We start from the raw sequence: 21,115 nt of genomic DNA, 5'->3' as shown, positions 1-21,115 counted from the left end.
CCCACGGACACGTGCGGGTGCGGGTGATCAGCCGGCCGTGGGCGCGTTCGGCGGGGCCGGGGGGTGGGCGAGCCCGGCGTGGGCGGACAGGACCGCGCGCTCCTGTGCCGGGGTGAAGGTGTACTCCAGCGGGGGCTCGCCGCGTTGCCGGTCCCAGGCGAGGACGTCCGCGGCGGTGGTGGCCAGCGGGGTGGCGGGCAGGCCGGCGGCGCGGGCGCGGGAGGGGTCGCGTTGCTGGGTCGGCCAGTTGGGGCGGATCAGCGGGAACATCGCGGGGAGGGGTGCGGTGGAGGGCGGCACGGGGACGAGTTCGACCTCGGTGCCGGCGACGCGGGCGCAGGTGTGGATTAGGCCGCCGAGGGTGGTCGGCTCGGCGGGGCCGACCGCGTGGAAGGCGCCGGGGCGGTCGTCGGCGATCAGCCGGACCACCAGCCGGGCGAGGTCGCGGGAGTCGACCACCTGCACCGGTTGGCGCGGGTCGCCCGGCACGGCGACCCGGCCGCCGCGGGCGGCCCGCCGCACCCAGTAGGTGAACGCGCTGGACCGGTCGTAGGGGCCGGCCACCTTCCCGGGCCGCACGATCGTGGCCCGGGCGCCGTACCGCGCGGTGACGTCGTCCTCGCAGGCGACCTTCAGCGGGCCGTACGTCTCCTCGCTCAGCTCCTCGGTGTCGCGGACCGCGGGGCGGCGCGGGGTGTCCTCGTCGGAGCCGGGCGCGATGCCCTCGCGCCGGTACACCGCGTGGCTGGAGATGAACAGGTACCGCCCGACCCGGTCGCCGAGCACGTCCATCGCCTGACCGACATGCCGCGGCAGATACCCGCTGACGTCGGCCACGGCGTCCCAGCCGCCCTGCCCCAGCGCCGCGTAGTCCCCGCTGTCCCGGTCCCCGAGCAGCCGGGGCACGCCCGGGAACAGCTCCGCCCCGGTCCGGCCCCGGCCGAAGAGGGTCACGTCGGCCCCGGACTCCAGGGCGGCGTCGACGATGGCGCGGCCCACGAACGAGGTGCCGCCGAGTACGAGTACGCGCATGGTGGCCGACCCTACGCCGGTCCGGCCGGCCGCCGCGCGACCGTGACGATCTCCCGGCTGGCGGCGTCCAGCGGTCCGCCGACCCAGTCGCCGTACTGCGCCTCGATCTCGTAACCGGCCTCGGCCAGAAGGGAGTTGAGGGCGGCCGGATCGAGGAAGCGCAGCTCGGCCCGGTCCACCCGCAGCACTGTGCCGTCGGGCGCGGCGGTGGTGCCGTGGAAGGCGACGACGCCGCCCGCCACGGAGTCCACCTGGTGCCAGACCCGCAGGGGCCGGCCGCCCGGGCCGGTGACGTCGGCGGCGTTCGCCGGGTTCCACTCCTCCCAGGCCCGCGCCTGCGGGTGCCGGGTCTCGAAGGCGAACCGCCCGCCGGGGCGCAGCGCGGCGCGGACCGCCGCGAGCGAGGCGCGGATCTCCTCGTCGGCCACCAGGAACTGGAAGGCGTGCCCGGTCATCACCGCGAGGTCGAACTCCCCGTCCCAGGCCGCCGCGCCGGTCGCGGCCGCCTCGACCCACTCGACGTCCGTACGGCGCCGCGCCCGGGCCAGTGCGTCAGGGTCCGGGTCCAGCCCGACCAGCCGCCCTCGGTGCCCGTCGGCCCGCGTCCGGTGCAGCATCGCGCCCGTACCGCAGCCGACGTCCAGCACGGAGCCCGCCGCCGCCAGCAGCCCGGCGTAGAAGCGGTCACCCGGGTAGAGGTCGGGGTCCCACGGGTTGAGCAGGTCGTAGAGCGCGGCGGCGTCTACGTACGGGTGCGGGTGCGGGTCGGTGTACGGGTCCGGGTCCATGTGCGGGTCGGTGTACGGGTCCGGGTCCGGGTCGGAAGGCACGGCGCCAGTGTTCCGCGGTGGCAACGGACGGCCAACCGATTATCCGGTCGGCCGATGATCCGCCCACAGCCGCCGCCCGCCGGCCACAGCCCGCCAAGCCGCCAGCCCCCGCCCGCGCCGCCCGCCGGCCACGGCCCGCCGCGCCGCGCTCAGCCGGACCCGCCGGGGCGCTCCACCTCCGCACACTCCCCGCAGGTCCCGACGATCTCCATCGTGTGCGCGACATCGACGAACCCGTGGGTGGCCGCGATCGACTCGGCCCACTTCTCGACGGCCGGCCCCTCGACCTCCACCGCCTTGCCGCAGCCGCGGCAGACCAGGTGATGGTGGTGCCCGCCACCGGAGCAGCGGCGGTAGACCGACTCGCCGTCGCCCGTACGCAGCACATCGACCTCGCCGGCGTCGGCGAGGGACTGGAGGGTGCGGTAGACCGTGGTCAGGCCCACCGAGTCGCCGCGGTGCTTGAGCAGGTCGTGCAGGTCCTGCGCGCTGCGGAACTCGTCGACCTCGTCGAGGGCCGCCGCGACCGCGGCGCGCTGTCGGGTGGAGCGGCCGCGCACCGGCTGCTTGGTGCTGTCCACCGATTGCCTCCTTCTCGGTCTTCCCGGGCTTCCCGGTCTTCTCGATCACCCCCGGATACGTCTCGCGCACCCGTCCGGGCGGCCCATTGTGCCAGCCCGGGCCCGATCACCACGGTCCGGATAAGTGGAAACCATTGTCAATTATTGCTCACTCTCCGCCGAACCGGACCGCGCCGGGCGGCGGCGGGCGGGAACGGATTTGATATGGGCCCCACACCCGCCGGTAATCTGGGACGACTGAACCCCCCGTCGCACTGAAGAGAGCACCGTGGCCGCCGACAAGATCGACACCATCGTCAGCCTGAGCAAGCGCCGTGGCTTCGTTTTCCCGAGCAGTGAGATCTACGGCGGTTCCAAGGCCGCCTGGGACTACGGACCGCTGGGCGTCGAGCTCAAGGAGAACATCAAGCGCCAGTGGTGGCGCTCCATGGTGATTTCGCGTGACGACGTGGTGGGACTCGACTCGTCGGTGATCCTCGCACCCGACGTGTGGGTCGCCTCCGGCCACGTGGCCACCTTCTCCGACCCGCTCACCGAGTGCACCTCCTGCCACAAGCGCTACCGCGCCGACCACCTGGAGGAGGCGTACGAGGCGAAGCACGGCAAGCTTCCCGCGAACGGCCTGGCCGACATCAACTGCCCGCACTGCGGCACCAAGGGCTCCTTCACCGAGCCCAAGCAGTTCTCCGGCATGCTCCAGACCCACCTCGGCCCGACCCAGGACGCCGGCTCGGTGGCGTACCTGCGGCCCGAGACCGCGCAGGGCATCTTCGTGAACTTCGCCCAGGTGCAGACCACCGCCCGGCGCAAGCCGCCGTTCGGCATCGCCCAGATGGGCAAGTCGTTCCGCAACGAGATCACGCCCGGCAACTTCATCTTCCGCACCCGCGAGTTCGAGCAGATGGAGATGGAGTTCTTCGTCAAGCCGGGCGAGGACGAGAAGTGGCACGAGTACTGGATGGAGGAGCGGTGGAACTGGTACACCGGCCTCGGCCTGCGTGAGGAGAACATGCGCTGGCTGGAGCACCCGAAGGAAAAGCGCTCCCACTACTCGACCCGGACCGTCGACATCGAGTACCGCTTCCAGTTCGGCGGCCAGGAGTTCAGCGAGCTCGAGGGCATCGCCAACCGCACCGACTACGACCTGTCCTCGCACGCGAAGGCGTCCGGCCAGGACCTGTCGTACTTCGACCAGGAGGCCGGCGAGCGCTGGTTCCCGTACGTGATCGAGCCCGCGGCCGGTGTCAACCGCGGGATGCTCGCGTTCATGCTCGACGCCTACAACGAGGACGAGGCGCCCAACGCCAAGGGCGTCATGGAGAAGCGGACCGTCATGCGGCTCGACCCGCGGCTGGCGCCCGTCAAGGTCGCGGTGCTGCCGCTCTCCCGCAACCCGCAGCTCTCCCCGAAGGCGAAGGGCCTGGCCACCGCGCTGCGCAAGAACTGGAACATCGAGTTCGACGACGCGGGCGCGATCGGCCGCCGCTACCGCCGGCAGGACGAGATCGGCACGCCGTTCTGCGTCACCGTCGACTTCGACACCCTCGACGACAACGCCGTCACGGTGCGCGAGCGCGACACGATGAAGCAGGAGCGGGTCTCCCTGGACCAGGTCGAGGCGTACCTCGGCAGCCGCCTGCTCGGCTGCTGACAGCTGCTGACAGCTGCGCCAGGCTTCCACCGCCCCGGGGTGCCCTTCAGGGGTAACGGTTCCCTTCCCCGGGGCGGCGGACACCGCAACGGATGACCCGCGTCACCAGGGGCGCGGGGAACCGCGCGGCAAGCCACGGCCGGCCGGTGGTCCGAAAACCTCACCGCGGGGCTGGGCCTGCGGGCCCCAGCCCCGCCGTCGTGGTTGCTCGCGCGGTTCCCCGCGCCCCTTGGGGGCGCGACCCTTACGCCTGGGCGGAGCCGAAGCGGCGGTCGCGCTGGGCGTATTCGAGGCAGGCCCGCCACAGGTCGCGGCGGTCGAAGTCCGGCCAGAGCACGTCCTGGAAGACCATCTCCGCGTAGCTGCTCTGCCACAGCAGGTAGTTGGAGGTGCGCTGCTCGCCGCTGGGCCGCAGGAAGAGGTCCACGTCGGGCATGTCGGGGTAGTAGAGGTACTTCGCGAAGGTCTTCTCGTTGACCTTGGACGGGTCGAGCCGGCCCGAGGCGACGTCGCGGGCCAGCGCCTGCGCGGCGTCGGCGATCTCGGCGCGGCCACCGTAGTTCAGGCAGAAGTAGAGCGTCATCGCGTCGTTGTCGACCGTCCGCTCCTGGGCGATCTGGAGTTCGTGCACCACGGACTTCCACATCTTCGGCATCCGGCCCACCCAGCGGATGCGGATGCCGAGTTCGTTCATCTCCTCGCGGCGGCGGCGGATCACGTCGCGGTTGAAGTTCATCAGGAAGCGCACCTCGTCCGGCGAGCGCTTCCAGTTCTCGGTGGAGAAGGCGTACAGCGACAGGTTCTTGACGCCCATCTCCAGGCAGCCCTTGAGCACTTCGAGGACGACGCCCTCGCCGACCTTGTGGCCCTCGGTACGCGGCAGCCCGCGCTCGGTCGCCCACCGGCCGTTGCCGTCCATCACGATGGCGACGTGCTTGGGGACCAGCTCGCCCGGGATCTTCGGCGGATGCGCGCCGGAGGGGTGGGCGTCGGGCGTGCGGTAGGTCTTCCGGTGACGGGTGAGAATCCCGCGTCGTGCCATGGTGGTACGTCTCCCGACAGGTCGTGGCAGGTCGTCGTCGATCATGCGGTGCGGTGCGGTGCGGTGCGTTGTCGTGCGTGCTGGTGCGGTGCGCTGCGTCGCGGTACGGCGCCGCGCGGTGCCTACTTCTCCACGAAGCGCAGCGACCGCAGTCCGCGCTCCAGATGCCACTGGAGGTAGGCCGCCACCAGCCCGCTGCCCTCACGGCAGTGGCGCGGCTCGCAGGCGTCCGCGGTCTCCCAGTCACCGCCCAGCAGCGCGCCGAGCAGTTCCAGTGCCTCCCGTGAGGGTACGACGCTTCCGGGCACCCGGCACTCGCCGCAGACGACTCCTCCCGCGCCGACCGAAAAGAACCGGTTCGGCCCGGCCATTCCGCACCGGGCGCAGTCGTCGAAACTCGGCGCGTAGCCGTTGACGGCGAGCGAGCGCAGCAGGAAGGCGTCCAGCACCAGCCGCGGCTCGTGCTCGCCCGCGGCGAGGGTGCGCAGCGCGCCGACCAGCAGCAGATACTGCTGCACGGCCGGCTCCCCTTCGTGGTCGGTGAAGCGCTCGGCGGTCTCCAGCATGGCGGTGCCCGCGGTGTAGCGCTCGTAGTCGGTGACGATGGTGCCGCCGTACGGGGCGATGGTCTCGCCCTGCGTGCACAGCGGCAGGCCGCGGCCGACGAGCTCCCCGCCCCGGGTGAAGAACTGCACGTCGACGTGGCTGAACGGCTCCAGCCGGGCGCCGAACTTCGACTTGGTGCGCCGCACCCCGCGGGCCACCGCGCGCACCCGGCCGTTCCTGCGGGTCAGCAGGGTGATGATCCGGTCCGCCTCGCCCAGTTTCTGGGTGCGCAGCACGATGCCGTCGTCGCGGAACAGACTCATGCCGACCATTCTCGCCTACGGCGCCGCGGGCCGGGGGAACGATTCGCCGTCAGCGCTCCGTGCCCGGCGCGACCAGGCCCGACTCGTAGGCGGAGATGACCAGTTGGGCGCGGTCGCGGGCGCCCAGCTTGCCCATGATCCGGCTGACGTGGGTCTTCGCGGTGAGCGGGCTCAGGCCCAGCGCCTCGCCGACCTCGTTGTTGTTCAGGCCGCGCGCGACCAGGGTGAGCACCTCCCGTTCCCGGTCGGAGAGGCAGGCCAGCAGGGCCGGGCCGGGCGCGCTGGGCAGCGGGCGGTCCGGCAGCCGCAGCACCCGGGCGATCAGGCGGGCGGTCGGGCCGGGCGACAGCAGCGCGTCACCCGCGGCGACCGTGCGGATGGCGTCCAGGAGTTCGGCGGGCCGGGTGTCCTTGACCATGAAGCCGGACGCGCCCGCGCGCAGCGCGGAGACCACGTGATCGTCGTCGTCGTACGTGGTCAGCACCAGCACCCGCACGCCCGCGAGGTCGTCGTCGGCGGCGATCCTGCGGGTCGCCTCGATGCCGTCGAGCTCCGGCATGCGGATGTCCATCACGACCACGTCCGCGCGGGTGCCGTGGGCCATCTCGACGGCTTCCAGGCCGTTGCCCGCCTCGCCGACCACCACCATGTCCGGCGCGGACTCGACGAGCATCGCGAACGCGGCGCGCACCAGGTTCTGGTCGTCGGCGAGCAGGACCCGGATCGGCGTGGACTCGGTCATCTCTGGTCTCCCTGGGGTGCGAGGGGCTCCGCCGGTTCCTGCGGGGTCGGTTCCTGCGGGCTGGGTTCCGGCTGCCCTGGCGGGGTGAGCGGGAGTTCCGCGTGCACGGCGAAGCCGGGGCCGTCGGTGCGGGGGCCCGCGGTGAGGGTGCCGCCGACGCTGCGGGCCCGCTCGCGCATGCCCACGATGCCGAAGCCTTCCGTGCGGTGCGGGGGCGGGGCCTGGCGGGCGTGCGGTCCGTCGTCCTCGATGCGCAGCCTCAGGCGGTCGCCCTCGCGATGTACGGCGACGGTGATGCGGGGGGCGGTGGCGCCGTGGCGGACGGCGTTGGTGAGGGCTTCCTGCACGATGCGGTAGGCGGCGGCCTGGACCGCGGGTCCTGGGTCGCGCTGCCCCTCGCCGGACCACCTGCCGGTGGCGGGCCGGTCACTGGGGCACCCCTGACCGGGCACCTCGGGCCCTGCGAGGTCGAGGGCGAGGTGGACCTTCGCGCCGGTGGCCTCGGCGGCCCGGGTGAGGGTGGGGATGCCGGCCAGGGACGGGAGGGGGCCGTCGCCGTCGGCGCGCAGCACGCGCAGGGTGGTGCGCAGTTCCGCGCGGGCCTCGCGGCAGGTGTCGGCGATGGCGTCGAGCGCGGAGGCGACCGCGGTGCGGTCGAGCCGGTCGGGGTCGGCGACGAGGACGTGCGCGGCGACCGACGTCTGGACGCCGATCAGGGTGATGGAGTGCGCGAGCAGGTCGTGCAGGTCGCGGGCGATCCGCAGCCGTTCCTCGGCGACCCGGCGGGCGGCCTCCTCCTCCCGGGTGCGCTCGGCGCGTTCCGCGCGCTCGGTGACCGCGGCCACGTAGTTGCGGTGCACCCGCACGCCCTCGCCGGCCGCCGGCACCGCCAGAATCCACCCGGCGCTCTGCAGCATCGTGGCGGCCTCGTGCTGCTTGCCGACCGTCGCCATGATGACCAGCATCGCGCCGACCACCACCGGCACCGTCAGCACAGTGCGCAGGTGCGGCCCGGCGACGGCCAGCGCGTACAGGGCGACGATGCTGGAGGGGATCGGCGCGATCTGGATGTACTGGAGGTAGTGGTAGAGCGCGACGACGCCCACCATGCCCAGCAGGCACAGCATCGGCGTCCGGCGGCGCCACACCAGCACCACGGCGCTGGCGGTCAGCAGGGTCCAGCCGAGCGCGTCTGGACGGTGGCTGCCGGTCCCCTCGGGCAGCACCGCGGCCACGACCGTCTGGTCCACCAGGATCAGGGCGGCGAGCGCCACGTCGTTCCGGGAGACCTTCGGGCGCGGGGGTCCGGAGACGCCCGCCGTGAAGAGCGACAGCAGCGCGGATTCTGAGGGCACGCGGACATCCTCCGTGACAGCGGGCGGCGTACTCCACCCTCCCGCCGTGACGGCGCCTCCCTCGTCGGGCCCGCGGCCGAGAACGCCCTACTCCCCGGGGCGACCGGCGCAGAACCCCTACTCCGCGGGGAGTAGCCGCACCCGTGTCCCCAGGCCCCGGCGGGCTCCCCCGGCATCAGGGCCGACCGGGCACAGGCGTGCGAGCTGCCGCCCGGCGTCAGGCCGACGCAAGCGGAGGGGCCGAGCGACCGCGAACGGTGACCACGCCACCTCGCCCACCATCAGGGCCGACCGAGCACAGGCGTACAAGCCGCCGCCCAGCATCACGCCGACGCAACCCCCAGCGCCAACCCCACCGCGAACCGTGGCAACGCCAACTCGCCCAACATCAAGGCCGACCAAGCACAGGCGTACAAGCCGCCGCCCACCATCAAACCGACGCAACCCCCAGCGCCAACCCACCGCGAACCGTGGCCACGTCACCGGCATGGTCACCACAGTGCCGCCGGCCGGGCCGGGCCGACGGTCCTCAACACGGCCAAGCCCGCGGCAGGCGTCACGCAGCGGTCGCGGCCGCCTTCAGCAGGCGGTCGATGTGGTCGGTGTGCAACGACAGGCAGCGGCCGATCGCCTCCAACACGTCCCGCTCGGCGGGCAGGTAGGGCCCGTCGGCGAGCGCGATGTGCGCGCCTTCGAGCAGCACCCGCTCGCGGCCCTGGGGCGCGAGGTGGTCGGCGAGCGGCTCCAGCGCTTCGTGCAGCTCGATCGACAGCCAGCTGCCGCAGCCGTCGACGGCCTCGGCGAAGGAGTCGGGACCGAGCTCGTCGGAGCGGCGGAACCGGCCCTCGTCGGCGACGATCGCGGCGAGCAGGCCGAGGAGTTGGTCCTCGGTGCAGTCGCTGAAGCCCGCGGCGCGCACCGCGCTCACCGCGGCCTCGCGGGTCGACCTGGCGGTGCCGCCGCCCGCGGTGAGCACCGCGAGCGCGATGGTGTGCACCGCGTCCCGCAGCATCGCGGCGAAGCGGGTGGTGGTCGGGCAGAGCAGCACCTCGGAGCCGTACTGCTGGTGGCAGGCGGCGCACTCGATGACGGTGCCGGCCGGACCCCGGGCGAACAGCGGCACGTTGAGCACCGTCAGCCTGCGGGTGCCGGTTCTGCGGTGGTACGCGCGGTCGCCGCCGCACTCGGGGCAGTAGAACTCGCCGTCGTCCTCGGTGTGCCAGGCCGTGCGCACACCCCAGATAGGCCCCAGTCTCATCGCACCCTCCGGCCGTCCTCGTCCCGGTACGCATCCGCAACGGCCCGAACGTGCGCAGCGGCCACGGTGCCGTACAGCGTGATGTTAGCCACAGTGGACAGGTCCAGTCAGTACCGCGTACGAGGGCAATTCACCTGGGCGGGTGTTCCGGTGGCCGTTGCGGCGGGTGGTCCGGCGCACGGCCCGGCCGTTTCCGCTGGTTCGGCCGGTGCCGCCGGTTCAGCTGATTCCGGTGGTTCGGCCGGTTCGCGGATGCCGCGGATGCCGCCCGCCCTCCTGCTCAGCCGTGCACCACGAGCGAGGAGATCCGGTTGTCCCAGTCGGCGCCCAGGTAGGGCTGGTCGCCGACCCAGACACGGGTCTCGCCGCGGTATCCGGCGCCGTCCCAGCCCTCGACGACCGCGCAGCCGCCGTAGTCCCGGAAGGACGAGACCGCGTGGTCCCAACTGCGGCCGAGGCTGTCGGAGATGCCGAAGACGCCCACCCCGCCGGCGTCGCAACGCCCGGCGTCACTGCGGATGTCGGTGGCCCCGCCGGTGTACGCGGCGCCGGTGTACCAGGTCATCAGCAGGGTGCCGGAGCGGGCCTCACGGGTGTCGGCGGCGGCGCCGCAGCGGGCGGTGGGGGCGTCCGCGCGGTGCAGGGTGAGCACGCAGTGGGCGTGCGAGAGCACTTCGGACGCCTGCTCGCCGGCGGGCCGCGCCTGAGCGGTCTGCTGGGGGGTGGGTACGGGCGGGGGCGGCGCCGGGTCCACCGCGCGGGCGGTGGCGGGCCCGGCCGCGGCGGCGGCCAGCAGGGCGGCGGCCACGGCCGTGAGAAGCGCGGATGCGGGTCTTGCGCGCCGCGGGGCGGTACGGCGCCCGACGGACGTACGCGTTCTGGACATGGGCTTCAGGGGCATGCCCGCCACCGTAGGAACGCGGTGGCCGCGAGCCGGGCGCGGACATCGGCCGACCGCGGGAAATCACCCGGGTGCGTGAGCGCCGGCCGTACGTTGACGGGCGTCGGGCCGGGACCGGAACGGACCCGGACGACGACCGGAACGGCGGCCGGCGATCACGCGGAATTGACGGGTGATCAGCGGGCCGCGCGGTTGACGGCGGAGACGACGGCCTGCAGCGAGGCGCGGGTGGTGTTGGCGTCGACGCCGATGCCCCACATCACGCGGCCGTCGATGGCGCACTCGATGTACGACGCGGCCTGCGCGGACGCGCCCTCGCTGAGGGTGTGCTCGGAGTAGTCCAGCAGCCGGGCGTCCACGCCGACGGCGGCCAGCGCGTCGAAGAACGCCGAGATCGGGCCGTTGCCGGTGCCGGTCAGGGTGGTCGGCACGCCATCCACCTCGGCGCCCACGGTCAGCGCGTCGGTGCCGTCGCTGGAGGTGGAGGTCTGGGCGGAGCGCAGCGCGATCCGGCCCCAGGCGTGCTCCGGGGTGGGCAGGTACTCGTCCTGGAAGATCGACCAGATCTGCGCCGGGGTGACCTCGCCGCCGTCGGTGTCGGTCTTGTTCTGGATGATCTTCGAGAACTCGATCTGCATCCGGCGCGGCAGGTCCAGCTTGTGGTCGTTCTTCAGCACGTAGGCGATGCCGCCCTTGCCGGACTGCGAGTTGACCCGGATCACGGCCTCGTAGGAGCGGCCGACGTCCTTGGGGTCGATCGGCAGGTAGGGCACCGCCCACTCGATCTCGTCGACGGTCTTGCCCTGGGCGGCCGCGTCGGCCTCCATCGCCTCGAAGCCCTTCTTGATGGCGTCCTGGTGGGAGCCGGAGAAGGACGTGTAGACCAGGTCGCCCGCGTAGGGGTGGCGCGGGTGGATCTCCATCTGGTTGCAGTACTCGGCGGTGCGGCGGATCTCGTCGATCTGGGAGAAGTCGATCTGCGGGTCGATGCCCTGGCTGAACAGGTTCATGCCCAGCGTGACCAGGTCCACGTTGCCGGTCCGCTCGCCCTGCCCGAACAGGCAGCCCTCGATCCGGTCCGCCCCGGCCATCAGCGCCAGCTCGGCAGCGGCCACCGCGGTGCCGCGGTCGTTGTGCGGGTGCACCGACAGGCATACGTACTCGCGCCGGGACAGGTTCCGCGACATCCACTCGAACCGGTCGGCGTGCGTGGAGGGGGTGGAGCGCTCGACGGTGGCCGGCAGGTTCAGGATGATCTCGCGGCCGTCCTCGGGCTGCCAGACGTCCATCACGCCCTCGCAGACCTCCAGCGCGAAGTCCAGCTCGGTGTCGGTGAAGATCTCCGGGCTGTACTGGTAGCCGAAGACCGTGTCCTGGCCGAGGATCTTGTCGGCGTACTCCACCACCAGCCGGGTGCCGTCCACCGCGATCTGCCGCACCTGGTCGCGGCTGCCGCGGAAGACCACCCGCCGGAAGACCGGCGCCGTCGCGTTGTACAGGTGGATGGTCGCCTTGCGGGCGCCGACCAGCGACTGGACGGTCCGCTCGATCAGTTCCTCGCGGGACTGGGTGAGGACGGAGATCGTCACGTCGTCCGGGATCGCGTCCTGCTCGATGATGGAGCGCACGAAGTCGAAGTCGGTCTGGCCGGAGGCGGGGAAGCCGACCTCGATCTCCTTGTAGCCCATCCGCACCAGCAGGTCGAACATCTCCCGCTTGCGGGCCGGCGACATCGGGTCGATCAGTGCCTGGTTGCCGTCGCGCAGGTCGGTGGACAGCCACCGGGGGGCCTTGGTGACGCGCGCGTCGGGCCAGGTGCGGTCGGGGATGTCGACCTGCTCGTACCGCCCGTACTTGTGGATCGGCATCGAGGTCGCGCGCTGCGTGACGGTCTCGGCGGTGATGGGCGTGGCACGGCCGACGCGGTTGCTGCTGGGCTGCGAGTTCATCGGGGGTGGCTCTCCTCGGGGGTCCGCTCGGGGCGGCCGACGGCTTGGGAACGCCCAAACTCCGCGGGGAGGGGGTCGGCCTACGACTACAGGCCCTCGCCGCGGCAGCTAAGGAGAAGCAGCCCGAAACGCATGAGACCGACCCTAGCCGAACCGCGGACGGAAGTCGCAGCCGGTGCGTACTTCCTCTCAGCATGCAAGACGACCGGGGCGTCCACCCCGGTCCGCGCGATTCCCTCCTTTCCGTGGTGTGAACGGGAAAACGGTGACACACAGTGCCCGAGCTGACACATTCCGGTCATGGGAGTTTTCTGCACGATCGTGCCGCCGCACATCCTGGACCGCCTCGCCCGGTCCGACGACCCGGAGCTGTCCGCGACTGCCCGCCACACCCTGGAGCACGACGCCCGGCAGCGGACCCGGCGGCGGCTGAACGCGGTGGTCGGACCACCCGGCGGCGCCCCGTCCGCCGCCGCCCCTGCCGCGCCCGCCGACCAGCCGCAGCGCACGATCTACGACGCCAAACACAAGGACGACCTGCCCGGGCGCAAGGTCCGCGCCGAGGGCGCGAAGCCGTCCCGGGACGCCAGCGTCAACCGCGCCTACGACGGGCTCGGCGCCACCTTCGAGACCTACCTCAAGGCGTACGCCCGGCACTCCATCGACGGCCACGGGCTGCCGCTGACCGCCAGCGTGCACTACCTGGAGGGCTACAACAACGCCTTCTGGAACGGCGAGCAGATGGTCTTCGGCGACGGAGACGGCAAGATCTTCCTCGACTTCACCATCCCCATCGACGTCATCGGCCACGAACTGACCCACGGCGTCACCCAGTTCACCGCGAACCTCGACTACCAGGACCAGTCCGGCGCGCTCAACGAATCGATCTCCGACGTCTTCGGCAGCCTGATCAAGCAGTTCACGCTCGGGCAGACCGCCGACCAGGCGGACTGGCTGATCGGCGCCGGGCTGCTCGCCCCCGGCGTGCACGGCGTCGCGCTGCGCTCCATGAAGGCCCCGGGCACCGCCTACGACGACCCGCACCTCGGCAAGGACCCGCAGCCGGGCACCATGGCCGGCTACGTCTCGGGCCCGGACGACAACGGCGGCGTGCACATCAACTCCGGCATCCCCAACCACGCGTTCTACCTCGCCGCGGCCTCGCTCGGCGGGCACGCCTGGGAGCAGGCCGGGCAAATCTGGTACGACACCCTCACCGGCGGCTCGCTCGCCTCCGACACGGACTTCGCCGCTTTCGCCGAGGCCACGGCCGCGGCGGCGAAGGCGCGTTACGGTGAGGGCGCGCAGTACCAGGCGGTGCGGTCCGCGTGGACCACGGTGGGCGTCACCGGCTCCTCCGGCTCCTCCGGCTCCTCCGGCTCCACCGGTTCGGCCGAACTGCCGCGCCAGCAGCCCGGCGAGCAGACCCAGGAGGCGTAACTCCCGTGCGTATCGAGGTGGTCCGCTCCGGTGGGTTCGCCGGCATCCCCCGGCGGGCCACCCTCGACACCGCCGACCACCCCGACGCCCCCCACCTCGAAGCCCTCGCCCGAGCCGCCCTCACCCCTCCGGGCGACCACCCGCGCGCCCCCGTCCCCGACGGCTTCACCTACACCCTCACGGTCGACACCCGCGAAGTCCGCTGCGCCGACCCCGGACTCACCCCCGCCCAACGGGAGTTGATCACCGCGGTCCTGCACGAGGGCGCGTGACCACCGCCTGCCGCCCCCGCGAGGGGCAGCGGGGCTCAATCGACACCGACCTCGACCGGCGCGGTGATGACGTAGGTGCCTTCGGGGGCGGGGCATCCTCGAAAGAGGGCCCCAGCGCCTCATCGATGTTCTCGCCCAGGCTGGCGACCTCCACCTGGAGGCAGCGGGCCACGTGCCACACGCCCTCGTGAGTGATCGCGGCACTGAGGTGCAGCGACGCCGGTGTCATACGAGAGTATGGCCCGCAATTGCGGCCTACTCCCGCCTATCGGCGCCCGAACTTGCAGACCTCACGGCAAGACGCTCTGCGGCGGTGCGTCGCACCGCCGGGCCGCGACGCACGAGCCCCATTGCCTCGCAAGTTCCCGGTCCCTCTCCGCCCCCGCGCGTAAACTGATCGCTCCACTCAAGCAGTGGCCGCAGGCAGGGGGAAGAACGAGCGTGGATCAGCAATTTCGCGACTTCGCCAAGGCGTCGCCCAACTTCGGCCTGCTGTATCAGCACCAGCCGCTACTCGCTCTCTACGGCGCCCTCGCCGAGGCCACTGTCTTCAGCAACCCCAATGCCTCCCTCGTCCAGGCGGGCCAGTTCGGCGAGATCCTCAGCGAGGAACTGATCAGCAAGATCGGCGTCCGGGTCGATGGTGACCGGCAGGTCGATCGACTCAACGCGCTGACCCGGGAGGGAGTGCTGGTCGCCGGTATCCGCGACGACTTCGACCAGCTCCGCCGCGACCGGAACAAGGCCGCCCACAGCCATCTCTTCGACCGGGCGCGTGCGCTCGCGGCCGTCCGCACCTGCTACAAGCTCGGGCTGTGGTTCCACGACGCCATCGACGGCCGCAGGACCGTCGCCGAGTTCGTACCACCGACCGAGCCCAGCGGCAGCGCGCGGGTCACCGACCCGGCGGAACTGGCCGAGCTGCGCGAGGCGTTGAACGGCCACCGGCAAGCCCTCACCCAGGCCCGTACCCGGCTTGTCGCGTCCACCGACGCACTCGAAGCCGAGCGCAGAGCACGGGCCGAGTCGGAGAGCCTGATCGCGAGCGTCGAGTCGAACCGGGTCACGCTGGAGGCCCAGGTCGAACAGCTCACCGCCCAGGTCGCCGAGCTGCGAACCGCCCAGCAGGCCGCGTACCTGACCCTCCGCAAGGAGCCGCGCAGGGTCGATCCCCAGCGTCGTGACGCGATCATCCACCGGGCGCAGCGCCCCGCCCCCCTCAACGAGGTCCAAGCACGTCAGGCCATCGACACGCTGCTCGCCGCCGCAGGCTGGCACGTCCAGGACCGAGAGGACGTCAATCCGCTCGCTGCCGAAGGTGTCGCGGTCCGCGAGTTCACCCTGGCCACGGGCCGCGCCGACTACGTCCTGTACGTGGGCGGCAGGATCGTCGGCGTGATCGAGGCCAAGCGCGAAGGCGACCACCTCTCCAGCGCCGTGGAGCAGAACGACCGATACGCGTCCGGTGTCCGCAAGGAGCACCGCCTCGCCGTGTGGCGCGAAGCCGAGCCGTTCGCGTTCCGCTACGCCACCACCGGCACCGAGACGTACTTCCTCAACCGCCTCGACCCCGACGCTCGCTCCCGCGAAGTGTTCTCCTTCCACAGGCCGGAGACGGTGGCGGCCTGGATGCGCCGCGCCGACGAGACGTCGGAGGCTCCCACCTTCCGCGCCGCCCTGCGCCGGATGCCGACACTTGAGCCGGGGGGACTCCGCCTGGCGCAGATCGAAGCCATCTCAGGGCTTGAGGACTCGCTGGCGCACGACCACCCCCGTGCGCTCATCCAGATGGCGACCGGCGCCGGCAAGACGTTCGTGGCAGTCTCCCAGACCTATCGCCTGCTGAAGTACGCCAAGGCCCGCCGCGTGCTGTTCCTCGTCGACCGCAACAACCTCGGCAGGCAGGCGTTCGACGAGTTCCGGCAGTTCACCACCCCCGACGACGGCCGCAAGCTCTCCGACATCTACAACGTGGACCGGCTCGGCGCGGCCGGCCTACAGGACACCTCCTCCGTCGTCATCTGCACCATCCAGAAGATGTACTCGCTGCTGCGCGGCGAACCCCTCGTCGAGGACGACGCGGCGGACGACCTCGCCGACAGCCTCGACACGGAATCCTCCTACGCCACCGAGAAACCGATCGAGGTCGCCTACAACCCGGACGTGCCGATCGAGTCGTTCGACCTGATCGTCGTCGACGAGTGCCACCGCTCGATCTACGGCCTGTGGCGGGGCGTGCTGGAGTACTTCGACGCCCACCTGGTCGGCCTCACCGCCACCCCGAGCTTGCAGACGCTGGGCTTTTTCGGCCGCAACCTGGTCTCGGAGTACACCTACCCGCAGGCCGTCGCAGACGGCGTGAACGTCGACTTCGACGTCGTGCGCATGCACACCGACATCCGCGCGGCGGGGTCGGTGACGATCGAGTCGGGGACCACCGTCACGATCAAGGACCGCAAGACCCGCCGCAAGCGCTACGAGGCCCTGGCGGACGACTACTCCTACTCCACGCGGCAGATCGGCCGGTCCGTGGTGACCGTGGACGAGATCCGCGCAGTGCTCACGGCCTACCGCGACAATTGGCAGCGTTGGTTCCCCGGGCGGGCCGAACTCCCGAAGACGTTGATCTTCGCGGTCGGCGAGGACCACGCCGAGGACGTGCTCGCGCAGGTCAAGGAGGTCTTCGGGAAGGGCGAGGACTTCGCAAAGAAGATCACTTACAAGTCGCGGCAGGCGGGCGAGAACCCGGACGACCTGATCCGCGCGCTGCGCAATTCCCCGAAGCTGCGGGTCGCCGTCACCGTCGACATGATCGCCACGGGGACGGACGTGAAGGCCCTGGAGTGCGTGATATTCCTTCGGGAGGTGCGCAGCGCCATGCTCTTCGAGCAGATGAAGGGGCGCGGGGCGCGGACCATCGACCCGACAGAGTTGCAGGAAGTCACGCCGCAGGGGCCGGCGGGCGCCGGTGGCGTGTCGGCGCCCGTACGGAAGGACCGTTTCGTCCTGGTGGACGCGGTCGGTGTGACGGACTCCCCGCTCGTTGACGCGAAGCCGCTCGTGCCCGCGGGCGAGCGGCAGGTCTCGCTGGCCAAGCTGCTGGACAAGGCCGGCACCAAGTCGATCAGCGCGAGCGAGGCGGAGATCCTGGCCGGACGGCTCGCCCGGCTCAACCAGCAGCTCACCGACGAGGAACGGGACGTCCTCACGCGCGCCGCCGACGGGCGCACACTCTCCGAGATCGCGGGCGCCATCGTCAAGGCGGTCGACCCCGACCGGCAGGAGGCCGCTCTCGCGGACGGCGGCCGTCCGGCAGCCCGGCACTTGGTCGAGGACGCGATCGCCCCGCTCACGGCCAACCCGCAACTGCGGCGCCACATCATCGAGATCCGCCGGGACAAGGACTACCTCATCGACGAGGTGACCGCCGTCAAGCTGACGGATGTCGTGGAAGTGCCTCGGGAGGAGCGCGCCCGCGAGGAGGTCGGCAGGTGGCGCAAGCTGCTCACCGACGAGCGGGACAGGATCGCGGCGATCAGCATCGCCCTGACGAGCCCCCGGTCCGTCTCCCCCGCCGAGGCGTACACCGCCCTGTCCGAGCTGGCCCTGGAGATCCACCGGCCGCAGTACGCCTGGACCCCGCAGTCCCTCTGGACGTACTACGAGGACCTGGGCATGGCCGCACACCGCGCGGATGGCGAGGCCGGAGCACCCGATCTGATTTCCATGATCCGGTTCGAACTGGGCGTCGACGACGAACTCCGGCCGTATCGGGATACTGTGGAGGCCCGCTTCGAGGGGTGGCTCCTCCGGCAGGAACAGGCCGGTGCGAAGTTCTCCGACGAGCAACTGTGGTGGCTGCGGTCCATCCGCGATGTCGTGGCCAGCGACGCGGGCATCAGTCCCCAGGAGTTCAACGCGGAGCCCTTCCGCGCCCGCGGCGGCGGCCGAGCCTTCGCAGCGGCCTTCGCGGAACAGGACCCACGGTCGTTGGTCCATGAGCTGAACAGGGAACTGGCTTGAGTGATACGGAATTGCCGGCGGGGTGGGTGTGGGCTCGTCTGGGCGATCTGGGCGATTGGTACGGTGGAGGCACGCCGTCGAAAAGCCGACCCGATTTCTGGACCGATGGGTCGATTCCTTGGCTCTCACCCAAGGACATGGGTTCGGATGTCGTTCCGTCCACCCAGGACCGCATCACGGACGATGCCATGCAGAACTCCGCAGTTCGATTGGTACCTGCCGATTCCGTCGCTATCGTCACACGCTCAGGAATCCTAGAGCGTACGGTACCAATTTCTCGCGTGCCCTTCGCCACCACCCTAAATCAAGACATGAAAGCAGTCTGCACATACGGCAACATTACCACTCGATGGGTCGCATGGTGCCTGCGATCCCTTGAGCAAGTAATTCTCAAGCAGTGCCGAAAAGCCGGAACAACTGTAGCCTCTCTGTCCACATCAGCCCTGATGGACCTGCGCGTGCCCGTCGCGCCCCTCGCCGAGCAGCACCGCATCGTCGAGGCCCTGGAGAACCATCTCTCCCGCCTTGACGCAGCATGTTCCGCTATCCAAAGTACGGTTTCACGCACGAAACAGCTGCAAAGATCAATCACAGACGCCGTACTGCGCGGCGAGCGCGTAAGAACGTCCCTGACCGAAGGTACGGCACTCGACCTTATCTCCGATGCCGCTAACTGTATTCCGAAAATCGAGCAACCGTGGGAGATCCCAGGCGAATGGCTATGGACGACCATCGGAAAAATTTTCGATGTGCACGTCGGGACCACTCCGAGCCGTAAGATCCCAGAGTACTGGAATGGCCCCATTCCGTGGGTCTCGAGCGGCGAAGTAAACTTCAACAGAATTTCTTACACCCGAGAGCACATCAGTGAATCCGCGGTGGGAAACCGCACGACTCGAATTCATCCACCCGGCACAGTAATGTTGGCAATGATCGGGGAAGGGAAGACGCGAGGCCAATGCGCCATTCTTGACATCGAAGCAGCACACAACCAGAACGCCGCATCCATTCGGGTGTCAAAAACGCGCATACTACCAGAATACGTATACATCACACTCCGGCAGCGCTATCAGGAATCGCGCAACGATAGCTCCGGAGGGAATCAGCCGGCGCTAAACAAGGCCAAGGTCCAAGATATTCCAATTCCGATTCCACCACTTTCCACGCAACGCGATATCGTCGACCTTGACGAGAATCTAAGCCGACTGTCTGAAAAATGCCGTGCGGAACTCGACCGTACGCTGACACGCTCTGCACACCTGCGCCGATCGCTCCTGCATCGCGCGTTCACCGGCCGTCTCGTTCCCCAGGACCCGGCCGACGAACCCGCGTCCGTACTCCTCGACCGCATTCGGGCCGAGCGTGCGGCCCAGGCCCAAGGCGCCCACGGCGGCAAGGCGAAGCGTGCTCGGCGGGCCGCCGTGCCGAAGCAGACCACTGCCGGCCCCGCGCCCGCCGCGAAGGTGAACCCCATTCCCACCGACGCCGTACAGCTGGAGTTCTAGCCGTGACCGCCGCAACCCCCGAACAGGCCACCGCCCAGGCGAACGCCCAGGCCGTCGCCCAGACGAACAGCCTGGTCGCGAAGCTCTGGAACTACTGCAACGTCCTTCGGGACAACGGCCTGTCCACGATCGAATACGTCGAGCAGCTTTCGTACCTGCTCTTCCTCAAAATGGCCGACGAGATCGCTGGCGACCCCTTCACAGAGGCGGAGGCGAGGGCCGTCGTACCGGCGGAGTACGACTGGCAGTCGCTCGTCACGAAGAAGGGCATCGCCCTTGAGGTCCACTACCGCAACACGCTGACGGCGCTGGCGCAGAACCCCGACACCACGCTCGGCACGATCTTCGCGAAGTCGCAGAACCGCATCACCGAGCCCGCGCTGCTCGAAAAGCTGGTCGTGGACCTGATCGGCAAAGAGGACTGGACGATCCAGGGCACGGACCTCAAGGGCGACGCGTACGAGGGCCTGCTCGCGAAGGGCGCCGAGGACACGAAGACCGGCGCGGGCCAGTACTTCACCCCACGCGCGCTGATCGACGCGATGGTGGACGTGATGCAGCCCGGCCCGGACGACACCATCACGGACCCTGCGTGCGGCACGGGCGGGTTCCTGATCGCCGCACAGAGCTACATCCGTGAGCACCACAAGCGGATGTCCCGCGAACAGCGGCTCGGTCTCGGCAAGGGCAAGATCTGGGGCAACGAACTGGTCACCGGCACCGCCCGACTGGCAGCTATGAACATGCTGCTGCACGGCATCGGTGACGCCGACGGAGACTCTCTGATCACGGTCGGGGACGCCCTCGCGCACAAGCCCAAAAAGCACGCCTCCCTCATCCTGGCGAACCCGCCGTTCGGCAAGAAGTCGGCCATCACCGTCGTGGGCACCGATGGGAAGACCGACCGCGAGGACATCTCGTACGAGAGGGACGACTTCCGCGCGACGACGACCAACAAGCAACTCAACTTCCTCCAGCACATCATGTCCACGCTGGAGATGGATGGCCGTGCGGCCGTCGTCCTGCCCGACAACGTCCTGTTCGAGGGCGGCGCGGGTGAGACGGTCCGCCGCCGCCTGCTGGACGAGTTCGACCTGCACACGATCCTGCGCCTGCCGACGGGCATCTTCTACGCGGGCGGGGTCAAAGCGAACGTGCTGTTCTTCGAGAAGAAGCGGCCCCAGGCGGGCGGTGGGCACAACACGACCAAGGTGTGGGTCTACGACTTCCGCACCGGCAAGCACTTCACACTCAAGCAGAACCCGCTCCGCCGCTCGGACCTGGAGGAGTTCGTGCGGGCGTACGCGCCGGGCGAGCCTCGGTCCGTGCGGGAGGAGGCCGAGCCGAACGAGCGCTTCAGGGCCTACACGTACGACGAGTTGATCACCCGCGACAAGGTGAACCTCGACCTCACGTGGATGAAGGACCCGTCCCTCGACGACGCCGACAGCCTGCTGCCGCCCGAGGTGATCGCCAAGGAGATCGTCGAGGACCTCCAGGCCGCGCTGAGCGAGTTCGCCGCCATCGCGGAGGCCCTCGGCGGCGACGTGCCCGCCGACGCCGACGCGACCGAGGCGGGCCTCACCGACTGACCCTGACTGGCGTCGCCGGCGCGCGCCCCCGAATGCGCCACCGCGCACGCGGTCCGGGATCGGCAGGTCCACG

At 70.5% G+C, this 21,115-nt stretch carries 16 protein-coding genes; 6 read left to right on the top strand and 10 right to left on the bottom strand.

Translation table 11 applies throughout. The annotated features are described in order from the left end of the window. Positions 1-27 precede the first annotated feature (27 nt). The 3 genes from OG896_RS27565 to OG896_RS27555 form a co-directional block, all read right to left on the bottom strand. Complete coding sequence (locus tag OG896_RS27565) at positions 28-1,032, bottom strand: NAD-dependent epimerase/dehydratase family protein (RefSeq protein ID WP_329369619.1); 1,005 nt, start codon at positions 1,030-1,032, stop codon at positions 28-30. A gap of 11 nt (positions 1,033-1,043) precedes the next feature. After that, positions 1,044-1,820 carry a class I SAM-dependent methyltransferase gene (locus OG896_RS27560; RefSeq protein ID WP_329374317.1) on the bottom strand — a complete coding sequence of 259 codons (777 nt, stop codon included), beginning with the start codon at positions 1,818-1,820 and terminating at the stop codon, positions 1,044-1,046. Between the two features lie 191 nt (positions 1,821-2,011). Then, complete coding sequence (locus OG896_RS27555) at positions 2,012-2,443, bottom strand: Fur family transcriptional regulator (RefSeq protein WP_329369617.1); 432 nt, start codon at positions 2,441-2,443, stop codon at positions 2,012-2,014. Between the two features lie 268 nt (positions 2,444-2,711). On the opposite strand from OG896_RS27555, the gene OG896_RS27550 reads away from it, so the two are divergent. Then, the gene (locus OG896_RS27550; protein WP_329369615.1) at positions 2,712-4,094 is read left to right on the top strand and encodes a glycine--tRNA ligase; all 1,383 of its coding nucleotides are present in this window, start codon (positions 2,712-2,714) and stop codon (positions 4,092-4,094) included. A gap of 244 nt (positions 4,095-4,338) precedes the next feature. On the opposite strand, the gene OG896_RS27545 is transcribed toward OG896_RS27550, so the two are convergent. The 7 genes from OG896_RS27545 to leuA all read right to left on the bottom strand — a co-directional run bounded on the left by OG896_RS27545 (position 4,339) and on the right by leuA (position 12,210). Continuing rightward, positions 4,339-5,136 (bottom strand): isoprenyl transferase, encoded by a 798-nt coding sequence (locus OG896_RS27545; protein ID WP_328463856.1) that lies wholly within the window; start codon positions 5,134-5,136, stop codon positions 4,339-4,341. Between the two features lie 122 nt (positions 5,137-5,258). Then, the gene (recO, locus tag OG896_RS27540; protein ID WP_329369614.1) at positions 5,259-6,005 is read right to left on the bottom strand and encodes a DNA repair protein RecO; all 747 of its coding nucleotides are present in this window, start codon (positions 6,003-6,005) and stop codon (positions 5,259-5,261) included. A gap of 49 nt (positions 6,006-6,054) precedes the next feature. Then, positions 6,055-6,747, bottom strand: a complete 693-nt coding sequence (locus OG896_RS27535; RefSeq protein ID WP_329369613.1) for a response regulator transcription factor — start codon at positions 6,745-6,747, stop codon at positions 6,055-6,057. Beyond that, entirely contained in the window at positions 6,744-8,102 is a 1,359-nt protein-coding gene (locus tag OG896_RS27530) for a sensor histidine kinase (protein WP_443057159.1), read from the bottom strand. Before OG896_RS27530 ends, OG896_RS27535 begins: the two co-directional genes overlap by 4 nt. Before the next feature lie 556 nt (positions 8,103-8,658). Then, entirely contained in the window at positions 8,659-9,360 is a 702-nt protein-coding gene (locus tag OG896_RS27525) for a TerB family tellurite resistance protein (RefSeq protein ID WP_328463862.1), read from the bottom strand. Between the two features lie 280 nt (positions 9,361-9,640). Continuing rightward, a complete protein-coding gene (locus OG896_RS27520) occupies positions 9,641-10,261 on the bottom strand; it encodes a hypothetical protein (protein ID WP_329369610.1) in 621 nt (206 codons plus the stop codon). 176 nt (positions 10,262-10,437) lie between these two features. Continuing rightward, positions 10,438-12,210, bottom strand: a complete 1,773-nt coding sequence (gene leuA, locus OG896_RS27515) for a 2-isopropylmalate synthase (protein ID WP_329369608.1) — start codon at positions 12,208-12,210, stop codon at positions 10,438-10,440. 300 nt (positions 12,211-12,510) lie between these two features. Here leuA and OG896_RS27510 point away from each other — a divergent pair, with 300 nt between their 5' ends. From OG896_RS27510 to OG896_RS27490, 5 genes are all read left to right on the top strand, one after another. Then, positions 12,511-13,650 carry a M4 family metallopeptidase gene (locus OG896_RS27510; protein WP_329369606.1) on the top strand — a complete coding sequence of 380 codons (1,140 nt, stop codon included), beginning with the start codon at positions 12,511-12,513 and terminating at the stop codon, positions 13,648-13,650. A 5-nt stretch (positions 13,651-13,655) separates the two neighbouring features. Beyond that, positions 13,656-13,922, top strand: coding sequence for a protealysin inhibitor emfourin (locus OG896_RS27505; protein ID WP_329369605.1), 267 nt, complete (start codon positions 13,656-13,658; stop codon positions 13,920-13,922). A gap of 441 nt (positions 13,923-14,363) precedes the next feature. After that, positions 14,364-17,945, top strand: coding sequence for a DEAD/DEAH box helicase family protein (locus OG896_RS27500; RefSeq protein ID WP_329369603.1), 3,582 nt, complete (start codon positions 14,364-14,366; stop codon positions 17,943-17,945). Continuing rightward, positions 17,942-19,450, top strand: coding sequence for a restriction endonuclease subunit S (locus OG896_RS27495; protein WP_329369601.1), 1,509 nt, complete (start codon positions 17,942-17,944; stop codon positions 19,448-19,450). Before OG896_RS27500 ends, OG896_RS27495 begins: the two co-directional genes overlap by 4 nt. Before the next feature lie 2 nt (positions 19,451-19,452). After that, on the top strand, positions 19,453-21,042 hold the full coding sequence (locus OG896_RS27490; protein WP_329369599.1) for a type I restriction-modification system subunit M: 1,590 nt from the start codon (positions 19,453-19,455) through the stop codon (positions 21,040-21,042). The last annotated feature ends 73 nt before the right edge of the window (positions 21,043-21,115 follow it).

Origin of the sequence: Streptomyces sp. NBC_00669 (assembly GCF_036226785.1) — a bacterium.
Classification (GTDB): Bacteria; Actinomycetota; Actinomycetes; order Streptomycetales; family Streptomycetaceae; genus Actinacidiphila.
This window is presented reverse-complemented; position numbering and strand designations above follow the sequence as displayed.